The organism is Paracoccus versutus (genome assembly GCF_000763885.1).
Classification (GTDB): Bacteria; Pseudomonadota; Alphaproteobacteria; order Rhodobacterales; family Rhodobacteraceae; genus Paracoccus; species Paracoccus versutus.
The window spans coordinates 38,719-58,495 of record NZ_JRKO01000014.1 but is presented as its reverse complement, the minus strand read 5'-3'; the positions used below and the strand labels follow the sequence as shown (position 1 = coordinate 58,495).

Sequence of the window (19,777 nt, the reverse complement as noted above, 5' to 3'; positions counted from 1 at the left end):
ATGATCCCCCAAGTGAAACTGAACCCGATCACCGTCGAGGTCATCGGTTCGGCCTTCGCCTCGACGGTCGAGGAAATGGGCGAGGCGCTGGTGCGCGCCTCTTATTCCACCAATATCAAGGAGCGTCGAGACTGTTCGACAGCACTGTTCGACGCCGAGGGTCGGATGCTGTGCCAGGCCGAGCATATCCCCATGCATCTGGGCAGCTTCATCGGCTTCGTCCCCTATGTCCTGCGCCATTTCGGGCAAGACGGGATCCAGCCGGGCGACGTGTTCATGGGCAACGACGCCTATGAAGGAGGAGGCACCCACCTGCCCGACATCGTCCTGGCCGAGCCGGTCTTCGTCGAGGGCAAGCTGGTCGCCTGGGCGATCAACACCGCGCATCATTCGGATTTCGCGGATCGCGGCCATGCACATATCTATCAGGAAGGGCTACGCATTCCGCCCGTGAAACTGTACCGGCGGGGCGAGCTGCAAGAGGACATACAGCGCCTGTTCCTGCTGAACTGCCAGGTTCCGGCAGAGCGCATCTCGGACCTGCGGGCACAGTTGGCCGCAAACCGGCTGGGCAATATTCGCATGACCGAGCTTTGCGGCAAATACGGGCTGGACACCGTGCTGGCCGCAGGTTCCGAATTGATGGACTACGCCGAGCGCAAGATGCGCGCCGGCATCAGCGCGATCCCCGACGGGCGCTATGCCTTCTCGGACGTCTTCGACAGCGAATCGCTGGAGACGCCATTGGAAATGTCTGTGACCATCGAGGTCAGGGGCGACGAGATCGCACTGGATTTCACCAGCCCGCCGCAGGTCCGCGCCGGCCTGAACGTCGTCTATACCGCACTGCTGGCGACGGTCTATTACGCGGTCAAGACCGTCGTGGACCCGACGGTCCTGCCGAATGCGGGCCTGGCCCGGCCGATCACCGTCACGGCCCGCGAAGGCACGCTGCTGCGCTGCGCCCATCCGGCGGCTGTCGATGGCCGCATCACCGCCTGCCAGCGGGTCGTGGACCTGATCCACGGCGCACTGGCCCCGGTCGTGCCCCACCGTGTCACCGCAGCCTCGAACGGCTCGGTCGCGGTCGCCAGCTTCGACGGGCGGCGCGAGGATGGCTCGCTGTGGGTCTATCTGGAAACGATCGGCGGCGGGTTCGGCGCGCGCCACAACAAGGACGGACTGGACGGCGTGCATGTGCACATGACCAACACCTCGAACCTGCCGGTCGAGGCGCTCGAGAACGAATATCCCATCACGCTCCGGCGCTATGAACTGGTGGACGGCTCGGGCGGGAACGGGCAATTCGTCGGCGGCATGGGCCTGCGCCGCGTCTATCGCGCCGAAAAGCCCTGCCGCGTGCAGGTGATGGGCGCACGCCTGACCTCGCAGCCCTGGGGGCTGGACGGCGGCAATCCGGGCGCCAGCGGCTATTTCACCCTGAACGGCGCGCGCAGCGGGTTCGAGCGCGCGTCCGTGGACCTGGCGCCGGGCGACATTCTCGAGATCGTGACCCCCGGCGCGGGCGGCTATGGCGACCCGGCCCTGCGTGATGCGACATCCCGCGTGCGGGACTTGCGGGAAAAACGCTTTGCATAGAGGCGCAATGCTTGACTTGCCCGCCGTTCCGGCCAAACCCGGATGGCGGGCAGACCTCAGCTGGAGCGACATTTGGCCAGACAATCCTCTTCGAATGCCGGGCGGGCGGCGGAAATCCTGATCCTGCTGGGACAGGCCGACCGCAAGGGCATGGCGCTGGCGGCCCTGGCAGCCGCCACGGGCGAGGCGAAATCCTCGGTCCACCGGACACTGGTGGCATTGGCCGAATACGGGCTGGTCGTGCAAAACGGCAATCGCGGCAATTACATGCTGGGTCCGGCCACCTATGCGCTGGCTCATCGCAGCCTGGGCGTGAACGAGATCGTCGCCACATATCGCCCGGCCCTCATCGACATCACCGGGCGCACCCAATTCTCGACCTATCTCATGGTGCGTTCAGGGCTGGATACGATCTGCCTGGATTACCAGATGGGTCAGATCGTCGCGCAACCCTATGTCTCGGGCATCGGCGGACGGATCCCGATGGGCGTCGGCATCTCGGGTGTCTGCATTCTCGGCATGATGGACGCACGCAGCCGCGACCGCTGCCTGGACCTGCTGGAGGATCGCCTGGCCCAATGGGATCTGACCCGGCCGCAAATCGAAGCGGAAATAGCCGAGTTTCAGCGCCTGGGCTTCATGCGGGGCATCCGCCGCAGCGCGGGCATCGAAAGCCTGACGCTGACCGTGCCGATCAACAATGACCACCTGCGCGGGATGGAGACCGCGATTTCGCTTCTGGCACCGCTGAACGTCCTTGACGCCGCTGGCGAGCGGGCGGCTATCGCCGTCATGCGCGACGCCATCTCGACGGCCGAGCGGCACGCCAGTTCCCCGACCCGCAGCGACGATATGTCTGGCAGATGACCCGAATGGAAGAAAGCATGACGCGAACCGTGATGATTTCCGGCGCCTCGCGCGGGATTGGCGCCGCGATTGCGCAACGGATGCAGGCGGCGGGCTGGAATGTCAGCCTCGGCCTGCGCCGTCCCGAGACGGCAGGCCCTGACACGCCGCAGCGCCTTGCCTGCCGCTATGACGCGCTGGAGCCGGATTCGGAGCGCGCCTGGATCCGCGCAACCATCGCCCGGTTCGGCCGGCTGGATGGGCTGGTGCTGAGCGCCGGCATCCACAGCCGCGCCACCGTGCTGGAGGCCGCCGACGAGGAATTCGATCAGTTGATCGCAGTGAACGTGAAATCGCCGATGCGGCTGGCCCGGCTTGCATGGCCGCATCTTGAAGCCCTGCCGGACGGCAAGCCGCATCCTGGCCGGATCGTGCTGATGTCCTCGCTGTCGGGCAAGCGGGTGAAATCGGCAGGTTCGGGCCTTTACGGCATTTCCAAGTTCGCGCTGATGGGGCTGGCGCAGGGCCTGCGACAATGCGGGCGCGACAATCGCGTGCGCACCACCGCGATCTGTCCCAGCTTTGTCGCGACGGACATGGCGGCAGGCGTCGTCCAGGACATGTCCGAACTGACCCGGCCCGAAGACATAGCCGCCATCGTGGAAACCGTCCTGGGCCTGCCTCCCACCGCCTCGGTCGCCGACATTCCCGTCCACTGGTCGGTCGAGGATTGCTATTGAGGAACATGGCCATGCGATCATCACCGCTGATCTTTGCCGCCGAGGCGCTGGCGGCGCCGGAAGGAGCCGTCTTCGTCGACACCCGCCCCAGGGAGGATTGGGCAAAGGCGACGATTCCCGGCGCCACCTGCCTGAACGTCTACGACTATTTCATCGCCCACAGCGACGAGAGGGGCATTGCCGCGATGGTGGCCGGCGCCCGCGCGGCGTTCCGGCAGCTTGGCCTCGACCGGGCGCCGCTGGTCGTTTTCTTCGAAGAGCAAACGGGGATGCGGTCGCCGCGCGGGCTGTGGTTCCATGAGCTTTGCGGCTTCGACGGCGGCCGCATTCTCGACGGCGGGCTGGCTGCCTGGCGCGCGACGGGCGGTGGGACCGCCGCCGGAGCCGGTGCGACCGGCAGGATCGGCGACGGCGATCCAGCACAGGCAGGCGCCTTTCGCAGCGAACTGGTCGCAGCCACCGCGGAATTGCTGGAGCCGGGTGCGCCGGAGTTGCATGTCCTGGACGCACGCCGCCCAGCCGAATGGGACGGAAGCTATGTCCACGCCTGCTGCGCCCGCGCGGGCCGCATCCCCGGCGCGGACCTGCTGTTCTATGAAGACCTGTTGCAGGACGGCCGCTATCGCAGCCCCGACGAGATCCGCCGCATCGCCGCGGCGGCGGGCTTTGGGCCGGGCCAGCGCATCGTCACCTATTGCCACCGGGGCGCACGGGCGGCGACCACGCTTTACGGGCTGCGCTCGGCCGGCTTCGACAATGTCGCCATCCATCCCGGCAGTTGGCACGAATGGGCGGGCGAGCCCGACCTGCCCGCCGTCGAAGGAACCGGCGCCTTCGTCCACCGCTGAGGCGTGGAAGCACGAGGGGCGCCGGAAATGCGGCGCCCCCTCCCCGTCACGATGGCCGGGTCACAGCTTCGCAAGCTGCTCGGCATGGGGATAAAGCGCCGGCGAGCCGCCCGTGTGCAGGAACAGCACCCGCGCTCCCTTCGGAATCGTGCCGTCCTCGACCAGCCCCAGAAGGCCCGCCATGCCCTTGCCGGTATAGACCGGGTCCAGCAGCAGCCCCTCTTGCATGGCCAGCCGCTTGATCGCGGCATTGCCCGCCTCGGAGGGCACGGCATAGGCCTCGCCGAAATAGCCGGTCTCGACATGGATCTCCTCGGGCCGCCACACCCGGTCCAGCCCAACCAGCCTGGCCCCCTCGGTCGCCATCGGCGCGATGCGGTCGGGAAAGGGGACGGCCGAGCCCGAAACAGCGATGCCGATTGCCTTGGTGCCGGGCCAGTATTGCGTCAGGCCGATCTCGATCCCGGCCAGCGTGCCGCCGGACCCGACGGCAGTGACGATGACATCCGGCGCAGGCAGGGCAAGGGCGGCGAATTGCTCGGCCAACTCGCGCACCGCGCTGGCATAACCCAGCGCGCCAAGCGGCGTCGCCCCGCCGACCGGCATGATATAGGGTTCCTGCCCCCGTTCGCGCGCACGGTCGGCATGGGCCTGCATCCGCGGCCCGATCAGGTCGAAATAGGCATCGGGGTCCAGAAACTCGATCTCGGCCCCGAACAGCCGGTCGAGCAACAGGTTCCCCTGAAAGCCGAACGGTTCATTGCCGCGCAGCACCAGGACCGGGTGCATGCCGAAATGCCGCGCCGCCGCCGCCGTCATGCGGGCGTGGTTCGACTGGTGCCCGCCCGTGGTGATCAGCACCTTCACCCCCCGCGCCACGGCATCGGCCATCAGGTATTCCAGCTTGCGCACCTTGTTCCCGCCGCCGCCGAAGCCGGTGTAATCGTCGCGCTTGACGAACAGCTCGATCCCCAGATCCGCGCCCAGCCGCATCAGCCGCTCCACAGGCGTCGGTGCGAATGCAAGCGGGATCTTCGGGACATCTCCAAGTTTCATCGTGCCATCTTCCTGTGCAGATTGCGTCCTCTTGCGAGGACATGGGCAAGGCAATGCCCCCTGGATGGGAAAAACCTTGCATTGCCTCGGTTATGAATAAAGATATATCATATATTGATATTGGCAAGCCGCTCCGGCCATCGCGTGCATCTCGGCGCGCATCGCCGCGGAGCACAGCCAGAAGACGCGAGGAGTGCCGATGACAGACCCCGTGCTTTCCGTCGCCGACCTGCGTGTGGCGTTTCGCGGCCGTCGCGGCTGGACAGAGGTCGTGCATGGCCTGGATTTCGACATCGCCCCCGGCGAAACGGTGGCGCTGGTCGGCGAAAGCGGCTCGGGCAAAAGCGTGACCTCGCTGGCGGTGATGCGGTTGCTGGACCCGGCCGCCAGCAGGATCACCGGCTCGGTCCGGCTGGAGGGGCGCGACCTGCTGTCCCTTTCCGAAGGCGCGATGCGCCGCATCCGGGGCGACCGGGTCGCGATGATCTTCCAGGAACCGATGACCTCGCTGAATCCGTCGATGAAGATCGGCGAGCAGATCGCCGAGGTTCTGACGACCCATCGCGGCATGGACCGGCAGAAGGCCATGGCGGAAACCGTTCGACTGCTGGAGCGGGTGCGCATCCCGGCGGCCAAGCGGCGAATGCTGGAATATCCGCACCAGTCCTCGGGTGGGATGCGGCAGCGCTTCATGATCGCCATGGCCCTGGCCTGCCGGCCGCGCCTGCTGATCGCGGACGAGCCGACCACCGCGCTGGACGTGACGGTGCAGGCGCAAATCCTGGAGCTGATCCGCGAATTGCAGGCCGAGGAGCAGATGGCGGTGCTGTTCATCACCCATGACATGGGCGTCGTGGCCGAGGTGGCGGATCGCACGCTGGTCATGCTGCGCGGCGATGCGGTAGAACAGGGGCTGACCGCCGCAATCTTTGCCCATCCGCAGCAGCCTTATACCCGCGCGCTTCTGGCGGCCGTGCCCCGGCTCGGCTCGATGGCCGGAACCGGCCGGCCGGCGCGATTCCCGCTGGTCGATGCGGCAACCGGCGCGGCCAGTCCCGGAACCGAATTGCCCGACACCCTGCGCGGCACGGCGCCGCTGCTCGAGGTGCGCGGGCTGACCACCCGCTATGATGCCGGCACGGACCTCCTGGGCCGGACGCAGGCGCGCGTTCATGCGGTCGAGAACGTCTCTTTCGACATCCGGCAGGGAGAGACGCTGGCCCTGGTGGGCGAATCCGGTTGCGGCAAATCCTCGACCGGGCGCTCGATCCTGCGGCTGACGCAGCCCTTCTCGGGCTCGGTAAGACTGGACGGGACCGAGCTACTGGAGCTTGGCCGCCCGGCCCTGCGCCGAATGCGGCGGCAGATGCAGATGATCTTCCAGGACCCCTTCGCCAGCCTCGATCCCCGTCGCCGGGTCGGCGATGCCATTGCCGAGCCGATGGTGACGCATGGCCTGGCGCGAGGATCGGAACTGAAGGACAGGGTCGCGGACTTGCTGGCGCAGGTCGGGCTTTCCCCCGACATGGCGCGGCGTTTCCCGAACGAGTTCTCGGGCGGGCAACGGCAGCGCATCTGCATCGCCCGCGCCCTTGGCATCGCGCCGAAGCTGATCGTCGCGGACGAGGCGGTGTCCGCGCTGGACGTGACCGTCAAGGCGCAGGTGGTGAACCTGATGCTGGATCTTCAAGCCGAGCTTGGCCTGTCCTATCTGTTCATCAGCCATGACATGGCGGTGGTCGAACGAATCAGCCACCGCGTCGGCGTGATGTATCTGGGCGAGATCGTCGAGATCGGCCCTCGCGAGGCGATCTTTGGAGCCCCCGCGCATCCCTATACCCAGCGACTGCTCCAGGCGATCCCGGTACCCGACCCCGCCCTTCGCGGCAACCGACCCGCCGGAGAGTTGCGCGAGTTGAAAAGCCCCTTGCATCCGGTGGGTTATCAGCCCCCGGCCCGCGAATGGCGCGAGGTCTCGCCCGGCCATCAGGTGCAGGTTGCCGGCCCGGAATGGCAGGCCGCCTGAGCGGGATCAGCCGGGCAGGCGCGTGCCGATCCCCTGCCCCGACGCGGCGCGCAGCAGCCGCGCCGCCAGCGCGATGTCGAAGATGTTCAGCCCGAAGCTCGAGAAATAAACCGACTCGCCCGGCGCGGGCCGCCAGCCGTCGCAAAGGATGGCCGGCAGGTCGGCCGCGACCTGTGCGGGATCGAAAAGCCCCGCCCGATACATCTGGAACAGGCTCTTGGCACTGGTCCGGGCGAACTCGCCCCACAGGTCGCAAGTCACCCGGTCGAAGGCGGCGATGCCCGCGAAGCTCATCTCGTGAAAGCCTATCTGAAGGACCAGCCGGCCGCCGGTCGCCGCTTCGGGACCAAGGAAGGGCTGAGGCGCGGCACTGCACATCAGCACCGCCTCGGCATTCGCGATGGCCTGCTCGGGACCTGGATGGACGGTGATCCCTGGCCCCAGCCGCTCGACCTCACGACCCGAGCGGCTCCAGACCGTGATCCGCTCAAGGTCCGGGAACAGGGCGCGCAGCATGGCGAGATGCGCCCGCGCCTGCGCACCCGCGCCCAGCAAGGCGATCCGCCGCAGACCGGGCCGCAATGCGCGCAGCACATGGGCCGAAACGGCGGCCGTCCGCACCCGCGTCAGCAGCGCCGCTTCCACCATGCCCAAGGGCCGGGCGGTGGCCAGATCCTCGATCAGCGTGGTCGACGTGATGGCCTCGCCGTCCTCGGGTGGCGCGGGCCGATGCACGGTCCATTTGATCCCGGCGGCGGCAAAGCGGCCCCCAAGCCGGGCCGGAAGCCCGTATGCCTTGGCGCGCGGATCATCGCCAAGCGGCAGCACGGATTCGGCAACCATCTCCGCATCGCCCCGACGCAACAGCCGCACAGCCTCGGCCACATCGTCCAGCGCGGCCTGCCAGTCCAGCGCGCCGGCGCGAAGCAGATCCTTGCGTCCCAGCCAGATCATGCCGCCATCCCTTGGATCCATGCCGAGACCGAGGCGATGAAACGGCCAAACCCCTCGATATGCAGGAACTCGTTGACGCCATGCGCATTGCCGCCCCGCCCCGAGCCACCGATCAGGAAGCTTTCGGTATGGCGGCCGAAGGCATAGGCCGGCGCGGCGCCGATCGCCCAGGGCCAGACCTGCGGCGCCGGACCACCGGCATAGGCATCGTGCAGGGCGCGGACGCCGGCAGCGGACTCTAGAACCCGCGCGCCCGGATAGCTGTCATCAACGCACAGCGCAGCCCCGGCAAAGGCAGGCTCGGCGGCCAGCAGGTCGCGGATGCCGGCGACAAGTGCATCCGGTGCAAGGCTGGGCGGGGCGCGCAGATCGAACGCGGCCGTAGCCGCCGCGGGGATGACTGCGTCGCCGGCTACGGGATCGGTCGCCAAGGTGGCGATGTTGAAGGAAGCCGTGGTCAGGACATGGCGCAACAAAGCCTCGGGATCGAAGCAGCCGTATCGGGGCCGGGCGAAACAGGCTGCATGCCGGAAGCGCAGTTCGGCCGCAGGATCGAAATCCCGCGCCAGCGCCGCGACCACACGCGCCGCATCGGCATCCAGATCTATCTGCGCAAGCTCTCCGGTCTCGGGTCCGCCGATCCTTGCCAGCACATCGACCAGAACCCGTGCGGGATTGGCGATCCATGGCGCATTCGAGGAATGGATGGCCCGCGCAGGGCCGCCCCAGCCCCCCGCAGCCACCTCCAGCCTGCCCTTGGCCATGCCGGAAAACCCCAGATACAGCCGGGGCGGCCCGCCGCCATATTCGCAGAAGGACGGGAACAACGCCCCCACCGAAGGTCGCAGCGGGCAGTCCGGCGCCGCCAGCCAGCGGCGCAACGCGGGCGAGGCGCGCTCTTCCTGCCCGTCCAGCAGGATTTCGACATTGACGCGCAGCCGGCCGGAGCGCTTCAGGTCGCGCAGCGCGATCAGCATGCCGGCCAGCGGCCCCTTGTTGTTCTCGGCCCCACGCGCGACGAAGGCACGGCCGATACCGGGCATATCCGCGATGCCGCCCGCCCAGGGGTCGCGCAGCCAGCCCTCGGGCGTGGCGGGCATGACGTCGTACATGTTGTAAAGCAGCACCGTGCGGGCCAAGCCGCTATCGATCCGCGCATGGATCACCGGTGCCGGCTCGGTTTCGGACGGGGAAGAGGACAGCAGCGCCGCGCCCAGTTCGCCGGACAGCCAGGATCGCAACTCGCGGGCCTGCCGCATCTGGCTGGCGGGATCGCCGGCGTGCGATGGGATCGCGCACCAGCGCGCCGTCAGGGCAAGGGCATCATCCAGCGCGCTCACAGCCGGATCCGGGGGTTGAGCCAGGTATAGGCGATATCGACCAGGAAATTGGCTATGACGAAAACGGCGGCGGTGAACAGCACCACCGCCTGCACGACGGGGAAATCGCGGTTCTGGATCGCCTCGACCGCCAGCCTTCCGATGCCCGGCCAGGCAAAGACGATCTCGGTCACCAGCGCCCCGCCCAGAAGCGCCGCGAAATACATGCCCTGCACGGTGATCACCGGGATCATGGCATTGCGCAACCCGTGCCGCACGACGATCCGCCACTGGCCAAGCCCCTTGGCGCGGGCGGTTCGGATATAGTTCTGGCCCAGCACCTCGATCAGCGAGGCGCGGACCAGCCGGGTCATGGCCGACACATAATAGGCTCCCAGCGCGATGGACGGCATGACCAGATGCTGCCAGCCCCCCATCCCCGACGAGGGCAGCCACCGCAGGCGCAGCGAGAAGAGCAGGATCATCAGCAGCGCAAGCCAGAAGACCGGCACCGCCTGCCCCAGCAGGGCGATGACGCGGATGACGAAATCCAGCCCCGAATTCTTGCGCACGGCCGAGACGACCCCCAGCACCATGCCGATGGCCGAGGACCAGATGAGCGCCGAAAGGGCCAAAAGCGCGGTCGCCGGCAGGCGCTCCCACAAGAGATCGGTCGCCGGCCGCTGATAGCGCAGCGACAGGCCCAGATCGCCTTGAAGCAGGTTGCCGAGAAAACGCAGATACTGCAGCCAGATCGGATCGTCGAAGCCCATGGCCCGGCGAAACGCTTCGATCTCGGCTTGGCTGGCGTCGGGCGACATCATCAGCGCGGCGGGATCGCCGGTCAGGAACAGCGCGAAAAAGACCAGCGCCGACACGCCCAGCATCACCACCAACCCCTGAAGCGCACGCGAAAGCAGAAAGCGCAGACCCTTCATGGCAGTTACGACATCTTCATATCGGCCCGGCGGACCAGCCAGTCGCCAAGCAGGTTGCAGCCGACCACCACCGCCCCGATCATCAGGCCAGGATACAGCACCAGCCAGTCGGCAATCAGGATGAAGGATCGCCCCTCGCCGATCAGGTTGCCAAGCGTCGGCCAGGGCGGCTGCACGCCGAGGCCCAGGAAGCCGACCGAGGCCTCAAGGATGATGAGGCGCGGCAGGTCCAGCGTCAGCAGCACGGTCAGCGGGGCAACGATATTGGGCAGGACATGGCGGAGGATGATCGTGCCGTCGCTCTGGCCGATGGCGCGGGCGGCCTCGACATATTCCAGTTCGCGCACCGCCAGGGTCTGCCCCCGCGCGACGCGCGCGAACACCGCCCAACCCGTCAGCCCCAGGATCGCCACCAGGTTGGCGATGCTTGGCCCAAGGATCGCCACGAACAGCAGGATCAGAAGGATGAAGGGAATCGCCAGCTGGATGTCCACCAGCCGCATGATCAGCACGTCCACCCAGCCGCCGAAATAACCCGCAACCATGCCCAGGATCGTGCCCAGAACGACCGAGATCGCGGCCGAGGCCAGCACGATCCCCAGCGAGATCAGCGTGCCCAAGCCCAGCCGGGCCAACAGATCCCGGCCAAGCTGGTCGGTGCCAAGCGGATGCAGCCCCGCCTCGGTCATCGTCATCGGAGGCTTGAACGTGGCGGTCAGGGTGCCGCGCAGCGGGTCCAGGGGCCAGAACAGCGGCACAAGGATGCTGACCGTCACGACCGCGACGATCAAAAGCACCGCGAACACGGCATCCTCGTTTCCCCGCAGCCTTGCCCCGGTCCACATCCCGTCAGTCCTTCGTGATGTCGAACAGGACGATGCGGGCATCCGGGCGGCCCTCGAAATGCACGTCCGACGCACGGCCCAGCAGTGCGTCCTCGCGGTAAAGCGAGATCAACGGCACTTCCCTCGCGGCAAGTTCCTGCACCTCATGCAGCACTTTTTCGCGCGCGGCAGGATCGACGACCTGCCGGCTTCCGTCCAAGAGCCGGTCCAGTTCAGGCAAGGCCGCGCCGGAATAGGGCTCGCCCGAGCGCATGATGGCATAGATCGCTGCATCGGCATCCAGCGTCTGCGTCGAGCCCCAGCCCAGCATGTAGATCGGGCCGTCGAAGGGCTGCTTCTGCGTATAGACCGACCATTCCAGCACCTGCTGGTTCACCTTGACGCCGACATCGCCAAGCTGTTGGGCAATGGCCTGCGCCACCTCGTTGTTCTTCATATAACGGGTTGAGGATTGCATGGTGATCTCGAAACCGTCGGGAAGGCCCGCTTCGGCCAGCAGCTTGCGCGAAAGCTCGGGGTCGTAGGCGGGGACCGGCAGGTCAAGATAGCCGAAATCGCTCTTGCCGACCTGACCTCCGACCGGAGTTGCCATGCCTTGCAGCAGGTTGTCGGTGATCCCCTGGCGGTCGATCGCGTGATTCAGCGCCTGACGCACCTTCACGTCATCCAGTGGCTCCTTGTCCATGCGCAAGCCAAGATAGATCGTCAGGCCGCCATCCTTGACCTGGACAAGCTCCACATCGGGAGAGGCGGTCAGCATCGGCGCCAGATCCACCGGCACGTCCTCGATCAGGTCCACCTCACCGGTGACGAGCGCGGTGATGCGGGCGGTGCTATCGGGAATCGGGCGCCAGGTCACTTCGTCCAGCGCCGGCTTGCCGCGCCAGTAGTTCTCGTTGGCCGCCAGCACCACCCGCTCATCGGGCACGAATTCCTCGAACCGGTAGGCGCCGGTTCCCACCGGCTGCGAGGCGAACTTGGCATCGCCCATCTCCGCTACGTATTTCGGCGGCACGATGTAGGCGGGATAGCGGCTCATCCGGGTCGGCAGCAGGGGATCGGGCGCCGACGTCGTGATGCGCACGGTCAGCGGATCCACCACCTCGACCGACGCGACGGTGCGGATATAGGATATCGCCGGCGAGTTCGCCGCAGGGTCCAGCACGCGGTCGAGGGTGAACTTGACCGCCTCGGCATCGAAGGGCTCGCCATTGTGGAAGGTGACGCCTTCCCGCAGCTTGAATTCCCAGGTCAGATCATCGACAGCGCGCCATTCGGTGGCCAGGCCGGGGACAAGGTTCATCTGCTTGTCGCGCATGACCAGCGTGTCGAAGATGTTGTCCACGATGGTCGCGGCCTCGCGCATGAAGCCTGGGTCCATCGCATTGGTCGAGACGGCGCGGCCGATGACCAGTTCCGTGTCCTGTGCAAGAGCGGGGATCGCAGGGATCGCAAGCGCGACCCCGAGTGTCAGAGCGGAAAGAAGACGCATCAGTTTTCTCCTGTTGGTGGGCCACCCCTTGCCTGGCCATCATTCCGGCGGAATCGCCTTTGCGCAAGTGAAAATATATCATATATTGTCATTCGGCATGCGACTTCTGCGCTTGTGCTGATAGGATGTGCATTGTGTCACGCGAGGAATGGCATTGGATTTTGAAGCATTTGAACAGGTGCCCCGCCGCAGCCTGGTTTCGCATGTCGAGGCGCAGATCCGCGACGCATTGGTCGAAGGCAGGCTCGCACCCGGCACGCGGCTTGTGACGAAGGAACTGGCCGACAGGCTGGGAACATCGATCACCCCGGCGCGCGAAGCGCTTGTGCGTTTTGCGGCTTCGGGCATTCTTGCGGCCGAGCCGGCGTCCTCCTTCCGGGTTCCAGAACTGACCGAGGAGCGGCACGAAGAAATCAGGCTGATCCGCAAGCGTGTCGAGGGGCTGGCAGCCGAAATGGCAACGCAGCGAATCGCCGATGAGGGCATCGCCCGGCTCGAAGCACAGATCGCCGCCTATACCGACTTGCGTCACGCACCGGATCTGCATCTGGCCCTGAAAGCCAACAAGGAGTTGCGCTTCACCCTTTACGCGGCTGCCGGGATGCCAGTGCTGCTTCAACTCATCGAGACACTCTGGTTACGAGCCGGGCCTGGCTTTGCCTATCTGCCCCGCAGTATCGGCACCGCCGGCGAGGATCACCAGAATTACACCCATCTTGTCCAGGCCCTTCGCGCACGCGATTCCCTCGCGGCCAGCGCTGCCATCATGCGGGCGATCGACGATGGGGCCGATCAAGTGCTGTCTGCGTTGCGCCGCCGACAGGAAGCATAAGCATTGGCGAACGCGCTCCGCCTGTGCGGATGAATAGTGTGGCGCGCCATTGCGCAAGGCCGCGGGCTTGCAGGGCCATTTCTTCAGCTGTCCTCTTGACCTTCTTGGCTACCGAACAACAGGACGGTTTCGACGGGTCTGCGGCCCATGTTGCGGTAGCCGAGATGGGGCCGCTCGGCAGGCAGCAAGAATTGTATCGGCCAAATCGAGTCCGGCAAGCCGAAGTCGCAGTTCGCATGGGCCGCTGCCTCCTTGATCGCGGCCATCGCGACGATCAGGTCGGACGTGATCGAGAGCGTCTTACCGGCAATCGGCAAGTTCTCGACCCCGCGCAGGGTATGGACACCCGAGTATGCGGGTGCGGGAACTTCCCTGCTCCCGATCGAATCGTGCTTGACGCGTATGGGAGTGGAATCAGGAATGGCGATGGCTATGCCTCCTCTCATGTTGTAGAAGGTGCCCCCGCAACGGTGCTGCGAGGACGCTTGGCCAATCGGCCCAGATCCATCCCCTCACCCGGTCATACCGTATGGGGCAAGACCGCATTGCGCTCGCCCAGCTTGATGAAGGTCGACTTGACCTCGGTATATTCCAGAAGGCCGTCGATGCCATTCTCGCGACCGATGCCCGATTGCTTGAAGCCGCCGAAGGGCATCTGCACAGAAGTCTCGAGGAAGGTATTCACGAAGACCGTGCCCGAGCGCAGCCGGCGCGAGACCAGGATCGCCTTGTCCAGATCCTTGGTCCAAAGCCCGTTGCCGAGACCATAGACCGTGTCGTTGGCCAGCGCCACCGCCTCGTCCACCGTCCTGAAAGTGGTCACGGTCAGCACGGGTCCAAAGATTTCCTCGCGGAAGATACGCATGTCCGGGGTCACATTGGTGAAGATCGTCGGCATGACGAAATAGCCCTTAGCGAGCGCGCCCTGATCTGCACGGCTGCCGCCGACGGCAACGGTCGCCCCCTCGGCCTTGCCGATTTCCAGGTAGTTCATCACCTGGTCGAACTGCGCCTGATGGATCATCGCGGCCTGGTCGGCATCCTCGTCCAGCGGCAGGCCGGTGCGGATCTTGCGGGTGCGCTCGACAAGGCGCGAGACGAACGCATCGGCCACGGATTCCTCGATCAGCAGGCGGGCACCGCAGACGCATTCCTCGCCCTGGTTCAGGACATAGCCGAACAGCACGCCATCGACAGCCGCATCCAGATCGGCATCGGCAAAGACGACGTTCGCAGCCTTGCCGCCCAGTTCCAGCGCGACGCGCTTGACGCTGTCGGCACAGGTGCGGGCAATGGCCTTGCCCACCTTCGTCGAACCGGTGAAGGAGATCATGTCCACCTCGGGGTGGCGGGTCATCGCCTCGCCCACCACGCCGCCCGTTCCCGTCACGACGTTGTAGACACCCTTCGGCAACCCGGCGCGGATGGCCAGTTTCGCCACTTCGAGCGCGGTGCCCGAGGTCAGTTCCGAGGGCTTGACTACCGCCGAGCAGCCTGCCGCCAGCGCATAGGGCAGCTTCTGGAACAGCGTGACCATGGGAAAGTTCCAGGGCACGATCATGCCGACCACACCGCGCGGCTCGCGGCTGACCAGGCCCAGCGCCTGCGGGCCGACATTCTCGAACGCCTCGCCATGCAGCTGCAGACCCAGCGCGGCGGCATAGCGCAGCATGGATACGGAGTGCTCGATCTCACCGCGGGCGAAACGGATCGGCTTGCCGGATTCCTCGGCCTCGATGACCGCCAGCCGCTCCAGGTCGGCGGCGATCAGGTCGCCCCAGGCGTTCAGGATGGCCGATTTCTGCGTGGCGGCCATCTGCCGCCAGGGACCATGCTCGAAAGCCTCGCGCGCAGCGCGGACGGCGGCGTCCAGATCCTCGGCCGTGCCGGCGGCGAAATCGGCCAGCGCCGCGCCATGGGCGGGCGAATGGCGGCGGATCGTCTCGCCAGAGGCGCCGGGACGCTCGGCCCCGTCGATGAAATGGACATAGCTGCGAACGGTCATCGTGAATCCTTCCTTATGCGTTCAGCGATCAAGACCCACCGCGCGGACCTTGTCGCCCGGGGCGATGACCCCGATCGTGTCTCCGGCGCGGAGGCTAGTGCGGTCGGTCACCACGACATATTTCGTGTCGCCCGACAGCAGGTAGATGTTGGTGGTCTGGCCCAGCGGCTCGACCAGCTCGACGATGCCCTCGACCGAGCCGGGCGTGCCAGCGGCGACGCATTGCAGATGTTCGGGGCGGATGCCGACGGCGAAATGGCCGTGACGGTCGGCCATGGCGCGCGCGCGTTCACGCTCGGCATCGTCCAGCGCGTCGCCGAAGCCCTGGACCTGGCAGACGACGCGGCCGTTGTTGGCCAGCTCGGCCTTGAACAGGTTCATCGGCGGCGAGCCGATGAAATCCGCGACGAAACAGGTCGCCGGGCGGTCATAGACCTGAAGCGGCGGCGCCACCTGTACCATGTCGCCCTTGCGCATGACGGCGATGCGGTCGGCCATCGACATGGCCTCGATCTGGTCATGGGTGACATAGATGGTGGTAATGCCCAGGTCGGTGACCAGCTTCTTGATCTCGGTTCGCATCACGGCGCGCAGCTTGGCGTCGAGGTTCGACAGCGGCTCGTCCATCAGGAACACCTTGGGATTGCGCACCAGCGCGCGGGCCAGCGACACCCGCTGGCGCTGGCCACCCGACATCTGCGCCGGCTTGCGGCCAAGATAGTCGGAAATGCCCAGGCGGCCCGCCGTCTCCTCGACCTTCCTGCGCCGCTCGGCGGGGGCAAGCTTGCGGATCTTCAAGGGAAACTCGATGTTCTGGAACACCGTCATGTTGGGATAGAGGCCATAATCCTGAAAGGCCATGGCGATGTCGCGGTGGCGCGGCTCGGCATGGGTCATGTCGCGGCCGTTGATGAATATCTGGCCCTCGCTGGCGGTCTCAAGCCCCGCGACCATGCGCAGGGTGGTGGTCTTGCCGCAGCCCGAGGGGCCGAGCATGACGAAGAACTCGCCATCCGCGATATCCACCGACACGCCGTTGACGACGGTCAGGCTGCCGAAGCGCTTGTAGATGTTCTTGATCTCGATACCCATGGGATCAGCCTTTCACCGCGCCAAGCGTCAGGCCGCGGACAAGATAGCGTTGCATCATCAGGACCAGCACGACGACCGGCAGCGACATCACCACCCCCGCCGCCGAGGCCAGCCCCCAGGCGATGGCCTTGGGCTTGATCGCATTGGCGGCGATCACCGGCAGGGTCTTGGCGTTCTGCGAGGTCAGCATCGAGGCCAGCAGGAACTCGTTCCAGGCGAACATGAAGACGATGACCATCGTGGCGGCGAGCCCCGGCAGCAGCAGCGGCAGGGTGACCCGCCAGAAGGTCTGGAACCGCGAGCAGCCGTCGATCATCGCGGCCTCCTCGATGGATTGCGGGATGTCCTGGATGAAGACGCGCATCACCCAGACCACGAAGGGCAGGCCCGCGAGGCCATAGGCGGCGGCAAGCAGCCAATAGGTGTCGAAGATTCCCAGCGCGCGGGCGATGATGAACATCGGGATGACGCTGACAATAGGCGGCAGCATGCGGATCGAGAGCACCTCGAAGGCGATGATCTCCTTGCCCTTCACGTCGAAGCGCGCCAGCGCATAGGCGGCCATGGTGCCGCAGACCATGGCGAGCGTGGTGGCCAGCCCGACGATCACGGCGCTGTTGACGAAAGCGTCGAAGGCGTCGAGCTCGCTGGCCAGCTTGGCATAGTTCTCGAATGTCGGGGTGAAGCTCCAGACCGGCGGGTATTGCGAAATGTCGAGTTCGCTCTTGACGGAGGAGCCTGCCATCCAGAACACCGGGAAGGCGAAGAAGGCCGTGGCGACCAGCGCCAGCGCATAGGCAGCGGCCAGCTTGACCGCACGGGACAGCAGGGGTTTTTGCGATGCCATGTCCGCCCTCCTCAGCGGTTTTCCTTGTCGGCCACGAGCTTCATGAAGCCGGTCAGGCGGACGAAGATCAGGACGACAAGCAACACGATGATCAGCACCAGCCAGGACAGCGCCGAGCCGTAGCCGAGATCGAAGAAGCGGAAGTTCACCCGTTGCAGATAGACGCTGACCAGGTCGGTCGAGAAATCGGGACCGCCGCGGGTGATGATGTAGACCGTGTCATAGGTGCGGAACGCATCGACGATGCGCAGCAGCGTCGCGATCACGATCACCGGCTTCAGCATCGGCAGGGTGATCGAGAAGAAACTGCGCAGCGGCGAGGCGCCGTCGATGGCCGCCGCCTCGAACGGGCTTTTCGGCAGCGAGGAGATACCGGCAAAGACGATCAGGAACATGAAGGGCGTCCATTGCCAGATATCGACGAGGATCACCGACAGCAGCGCCGTCGAGGCATTGCTGGCCCAGAGCTGCGGCGGAATGCCGATCAGCCCCAGCAGATAGTTCAGCACGCCCAGGTCCGGCATCATCATCACGCGCCACGTGATGCCGACCGCGATGGGGGTGATCAGCATCGGCACCAGGATGATGGTGCGCAGCACGACGAAACCCGGATGGCGCTGGTTGAACAGCACCGACAGCGCCACCGCCAGCACCAGCGAAGCCGCCACGCTGATGGCGGTGAAGATCAGCGTCAACCCGACCGCGTTCCAGAACTGTGGGTCCGAAAAGGCGCGGGCGTAATTCTCGAACCAGACGAAGCTGGAGCCGCCGCCGAAGGTCGGGTTGTAGTTCGTCAGCGAGATATAGAGCGAATGCAGAAGCGGATAGAGCCCGACGACGGTCATGACGATCATCGTCGGCGCCAGCAGGAGCATCGCGATCCGACCCTCTCCCGCGCGCTGCGCCTTGTCGGCGGTCTTGGTGTCTGAACGAGCCATGGTTGGTCCCTTCGCGAAAAGCGGCGGGGCGCCGTGGTGGACGCGCCCCGCCCAGGCGGATCAGCGAATGACTCGCGCCAGGCGCGATTCGGCATCCGCCATCGCCTGTTCGGGGGTCTTGCGGCCGTTCACGCCCGCCAGGATCTCTTCGTAAAGCACGCGCTGCACCTCGACGGCGTTCTGCAACCGATAGGGCGGGATCGAGATCGGCGCGGTGCCGCGGGTCTCGAAATCGTGGAAGGCCTGCAACATCGGGATCGCCTCGACCGTCTGGGGGTTGTCGATGTCGCGCTGCAGGCAAAGCGAGGATTCGCCGGCCTCGCGGAACATTTCATAGGCCCTGCCCTCGCTCATCCAGGCGAGGAAGCGATAGGCATCCTCGAGCTGTTCGGAAGCGGCATTGGCCATGATCGACCAGCCACCAACCATCTGCTGTTCATATCGTTCGGTCGGGGCAACGGTATACCCGAAGCGGCCCTTCATCGGTCCGTCCTCGATGCCGACGATCACGTCCGACCAGGTGATCATCATGGCAGCGCGGCCCTGCTGCATCAGCGACGAGCCCTCGGCATAGTCCAGCCCCTCGACCCCGTTCGGGGTATAGGGCAGCACCTCGCGCAGCCGCTCGATGGCACGGGCGCCCTGCCCCTCGCTGTTGAACACCGGTTTGTTGGCCTCATCCAGCACGCCGTCGTCATGGGGAGCGATCTGGGTCATGCCCATCAGACGTGACCCCCAGTCGCCGCTCATGTGCGCGTCCTGGCCTCCCAGCAGCAACACGTTGCCGGCGACATCCGAGGAATGCAGCTTCGCCGCAGCCTCTCGATAATCGTCCCAATTCTTCGGCACCTCGATGCCGGCCGCTTCCAGCAGATCCTTGCGATAGACGAAGACCGGGGTAGTCATCACCAGCGGTAGGCCCCAGCGTTTCCCCTCGTATTCGGTATAGGTCAGCGAGGCGGGGGCGAAGTTCTGCAGTTGCAGCTCTGGCAGCTCGGCATTGCCCGCCCGGATCTCGTCCAGCGGCGCGGCCCAGCCGTTGCGCATGGGCTGGCGGATCCAGAGATTGTCGGTGGTGAACAGGTCGAAGGTGGAGGAGCCCTGGCTAAGCTCGATCAGCAGCTTTTCGTAATGCGCCTCATAGGGATTGGCCTCGCCGGTGATCCGGGCGCCGTCATAGGCATCGGCGACCGATGCGGTCAGTGCCTCCGCCCATGCGGTATTGCTGTTGAGAATGTTGAGCGCCGACCCGGATTGCGCAAAGACGCCGCGCGGCGCGGCGGCAAAGGCAGCCGTCAAGGCCGTCAGCGTCTTGAGCATGTGCCGGCGGGTAAAGTCGGAACGGGACTGAAATCGGGTCATGGTGCAACCTCCTGTGGGCGTAGCCGTGGGCGTTTCTT

General features: G+C 66.0%; 18 protein-coding genes. 6 read left to right on the top strand and 12 right to left on the bottom strand.

Features of this window, described 5'->3' with window-relative positions; genetic code table 11:
• From IT40_RS08005 to IT40_RS07990, 4 genes are all read left to right on the top strand, one after another.
• On the top strand, positions 1 to 1,599 hold the full coding sequence (locus tag IT40_RS08005) for a hydantoinase B/oxoprolinase family protein (protein WP_036752891.1): 1,599 nt from the start codon (positions 1 to 3) through the stop codon (positions 1,597 to 1,599).
• Positions 1,600 to 1,671: 72 nt separating this feature from the next.
• Complete coding sequence (locus tag IT40_RS08000) at positions 1,672 to 2,466, top strand: helix-turn-helix domain-containing protein (protein ID WP_052095806.1); 795 nt, start codon at positions 1,672 to 1,674, stop codon at positions 2,464 to 2,466.
• Between the two features lie 17 nt (positions 2,467 to 2,483).
• Complete coding sequence (locus tag IT40_RS07995; RefSeq protein ID WP_208021329.1) at positions 2,484 to 3,185, top strand: SDR family NAD(P)-dependent oxidoreductase; 702 nt, start codon at positions 2,484 to 2,486, stop codon at positions 3,183 to 3,185.
• Positions 3,186 to 3,196: 11 nt separating this feature from the next.
• Entirely contained in the window at positions 3,197 to 4,033 is an 837-nt protein-coding gene (locus tag IT40_RS07990) for a sulfurtransferase (RefSeq protein ID WP_166436099.1), read from the top strand.
• Positions 4,034 to 4,093: 60 nt separating this feature from the next.
• On the opposite strand, the gene IT40_RS07985 is transcribed toward IT40_RS07990, so the two are convergent.
• Positions 4,094 to 5,089: a 1-aminocyclopropane-1-carboxylate deaminase/D-cysteine desulfhydrase gene (locus IT40_RS07985; RefSeq protein ID WP_036752884.1), complete on the bottom strand. Its 996-nt coding sequence runs from the start codon at positions 5,087 to 5,089 to the stop codon at positions 4,094 to 4,096.
• Between the two features lie 199 nt (positions 5,090 to 5,288).
• Here IT40_RS07985 and IT40_RS07980 point away from each other — a divergent pair, with 199 nt between their 5' ends.
• The gene (locus tag IT40_RS07980) at positions 5,289 to 7,115 is read left to right on the top strand and encodes an ABC transporter ATP-binding protein (RefSeq protein WP_036752882.1); all 1,827 of its coding nucleotides are present in this window, start codon (positions 5,289 to 5,291) and stop codon (positions 7,113 to 7,115) included.
• Between the two features lie 6 nt (positions 7,116 to 7,121).
• On the opposite strand, the gene IT40_RS07975 is transcribed toward IT40_RS07980, so the two are convergent.
• The 5 genes from IT40_RS07975 to IT40_RS07955 are packed head-to-tail and all read right to left on the bottom strand — an operon-like array spanning position 7,122 to position 12,663.
• On the bottom strand, positions 7,122 to 8,069 hold the full coding sequence (locus IT40_RS07975; protein WP_036752880.1) for a hypothetical protein: 948 nt from the start codon (positions 8,067 to 8,069) through the stop codon (positions 7,122 to 7,124).
• Entirely contained in the window at positions 8,066 to 9,409 is a 1,344-nt protein-coding gene (locus tag IT40_RS07970; RefSeq protein WP_036752878.1) for a M20 family metallopeptidase, read from the bottom strand. The genes IT40_RS07975 and IT40_RS07970 overlap by 4 nt, the downstream gene beginning before the upstream one ends.
• Positions 9,406 to 10,326: an ABC transporter permease gene (locus IT40_RS07965; RefSeq protein WP_036752876.1), complete on the bottom strand. Its 921-nt coding sequence runs from the start codon at positions 10,324 to 10,326 to the stop codon at positions 9,406 to 9,408. Before IT40_RS07965 ends, IT40_RS07970 begins: the two co-directional genes overlap by 4 nt.
• 5 nt (positions 10,327 to 10,331) lie before the next feature.
• Positions 10,332 to 11,132: an ABC transporter permease gene (locus IT40_RS07960; protein WP_208855398.1), complete on the bottom strand. Its 801-nt coding sequence runs from the start codon at positions 11,130 to 11,132 to the stop codon at positions 10,332 to 10,334.
• 43 nt (positions 11,133 to 11,175) lie between these two features.
• On the bottom strand, positions 11,176 to 12,663 hold the full coding sequence (locus IT40_RS07955; RefSeq protein WP_036752871.1) for an ABC transporter substrate-binding protein: 1,488 nt from the start codon (positions 12,661 to 12,663) through the stop codon (positions 11,176 to 11,178).
• Between the two features lie 154 nt (positions 12,664 to 12,817).
• Here IT40_RS07955 and IT40_RS07950 point away from each other — a divergent pair, with 154 nt between their 5' ends.
• Positions 12,818 to 13,495 (top strand): GntR family transcriptional regulator, encoded by a 678-nt coding sequence (locus tag IT40_RS07950; protein ID WP_208021330.1) that lies wholly within the window; start codon positions 12,818 to 12,820, stop codon positions 13,493 to 13,495.
• An 83-nt stretch (positions 13,496 to 13,578) separates the two neighbouring features.
• On the opposite strand, the gene IT40_RS28475 is transcribed toward IT40_RS07950, so the two are convergent.
• The 6 genes from IT40_RS28475 to IT40_RS07920 form a co-directional block, all read right to left on the bottom strand.
• On the bottom strand, positions 13,579 to 13,812 hold the full coding sequence (locus IT40_RS28475; RefSeq protein ID WP_147307284.1) for a hypothetical protein: 234 nt from the start codon (positions 13,810 to 13,812) through the stop codon (positions 13,579 to 13,581).
• 203 nt (positions 13,813 to 14,015) lie between these two features.
• Positions 14,016 to 15,500 carry an aldehyde dehydrogenase family protein gene (locus IT40_RS07940; RefSeq protein ID WP_036752863.1) on the bottom strand — a complete coding sequence of 495 codons (1,485 nt, stop codon included), beginning with the start codon at positions 15,498 to 15,500 and terminating at the stop codon, positions 14,016 to 14,018.
• Positions 15,501 to 15,521: 21 nt separating this feature from the next.
• Entirely contained in the window at positions 15,522 to 16,592 is a 1,071-nt protein-coding gene (locus tag IT40_RS07935) for an ABC transporter ATP-binding protein (RefSeq protein ID WP_036752860.1), read from the bottom strand.
• A gap of 4 nt (positions 16,593 to 16,596) precedes the next feature.
• Entirely contained in the window at positions 16,597 to 17,439 is an 843-nt protein-coding gene (locus IT40_RS07930; RefSeq protein WP_036752857.1) for a carbohydrate ABC transporter permease, read from the bottom strand.
• A gap of 11 nt (positions 17,440 to 17,450) precedes the next feature.
• Positions 17,451 to 18,377 (bottom strand): carbohydrate ABC transporter permease, encoded by a 927-nt coding sequence (locus IT40_RS07925; RefSeq protein ID WP_052095805.1) that lies wholly within the window; start codon positions 18,375 to 18,377, stop codon positions 17,451 to 17,453.
• 60 nt (positions 18,378 to 18,437) lie between these two features.
• Positions 18,438 to 19,739 (bottom strand): ABC transporter substrate-binding protein, encoded by a 1,302-nt coding sequence (locus IT40_RS07920; RefSeq protein WP_084196950.1) that lies wholly within the window; start codon positions 19,737 to 19,739, stop codon positions 18,438 to 18,440.
• Positions 19,740 to 19,777 lie beyond the last annotated feature (38 nt).

What these genes read in the sequence shown, in the direction of transcription:
- IT40_RS07975 (WP_036752880.1), bottom strand. Translation starts at nt 8,069, where the DNA reads ATGATCTGGCTGGGACGCAAGGATCTGCTTCGCGCCGGCGCGCTGGAC.
- IT40_RS07965 (WP_036752876.1), bottom strand. Translation starts at nt 10,326, where the DNA reads ATGAAGGGTCTGCGCTTTCTGCTTTCGCGTGCGCTTCAGGGGTTGGTG.
- IT40_RS07920 (WP_084196950.1), bottom strand. Translation starts at nt 19,739, where the DNA reads ATGACCCGATTTCAGTCCCGTTCCGACTTTACCCGCCGGCACATGCTC.
- IT40_RS08005 (WP_036752891.1), top strand. Translation starts at nt 1, where the DNA reads ATGATCCCCCAAGTGAAACTGAACCCGATCACCGTCGAGGTCATCGGT.
- IT40_RS07935 (WP_036752860.1), bottom strand. Translation starts at nt 16,592, where the DNA reads ATGGGTATCGAGATCAAGAACATCTACAAGCGCTTCGGCAGCCTGACC.
- IT40_RS07985 (WP_036752884.1), bottom strand. Translation starts at nt 5,089, where the DNA reads ATGAAACTTGGAGATGTCCCGAAGATCCCGCTTGCATTCGCACCGACG.
- IT40_RS07990 (WP_166436099.1), top strand. Translation starts at nt 3,197, where the DNA reads ATGCGATCATCACCGCTGATCTTTGCCGCCGAGGCGCTGGCGGCGCCG.
- IT40_RS07955 (WP_036752871.1), bottom strand. Translation starts at nt 12,663, where the DNA reads ATGCGTCTTCTTTCCGCTCTGACACTCGGGGTCGCGCTTGCGATCCCT.
- IT40_RS07940 (WP_036752863.1), bottom strand. Translation starts at nt 15,500, where the DNA reads ATGACCGTTCGCAGCTATGTCCATTTCATCGACGGGGCCGAGCGTCCC.
- IT40_RS07995 (WP_208021329.1), top strand. Translation starts at nt 2,484, where the DNA reads ATGACGCGAACCGTGATGATTTCCGGCGCCTCGCGCGGGATTGGCGCC.
- IT40_RS07980 (WP_036752882.1), top strand. Translation starts at nt 5,289, where the DNA reads ATGACAGACCCCGTGCTTTCCGTCGCCGACCTGCGTGTGGCGTTTCGC.
- IT40_RS07925 (WP_052095805.1), bottom strand. Translation starts at nt 18,377, where the DNA reads ATGGCTCGTTCAGACACCAAGACCGCCGACAAGGCGCAGCGCGCGGGA.
- IT40_RS07930 (WP_036752857.1), bottom strand. Translation starts at nt 17,439, where the DNA reads ATGGCATCGCAAAAACCCCTGCTGTCCCGTGCGGTCAAGCTGGCCGCT.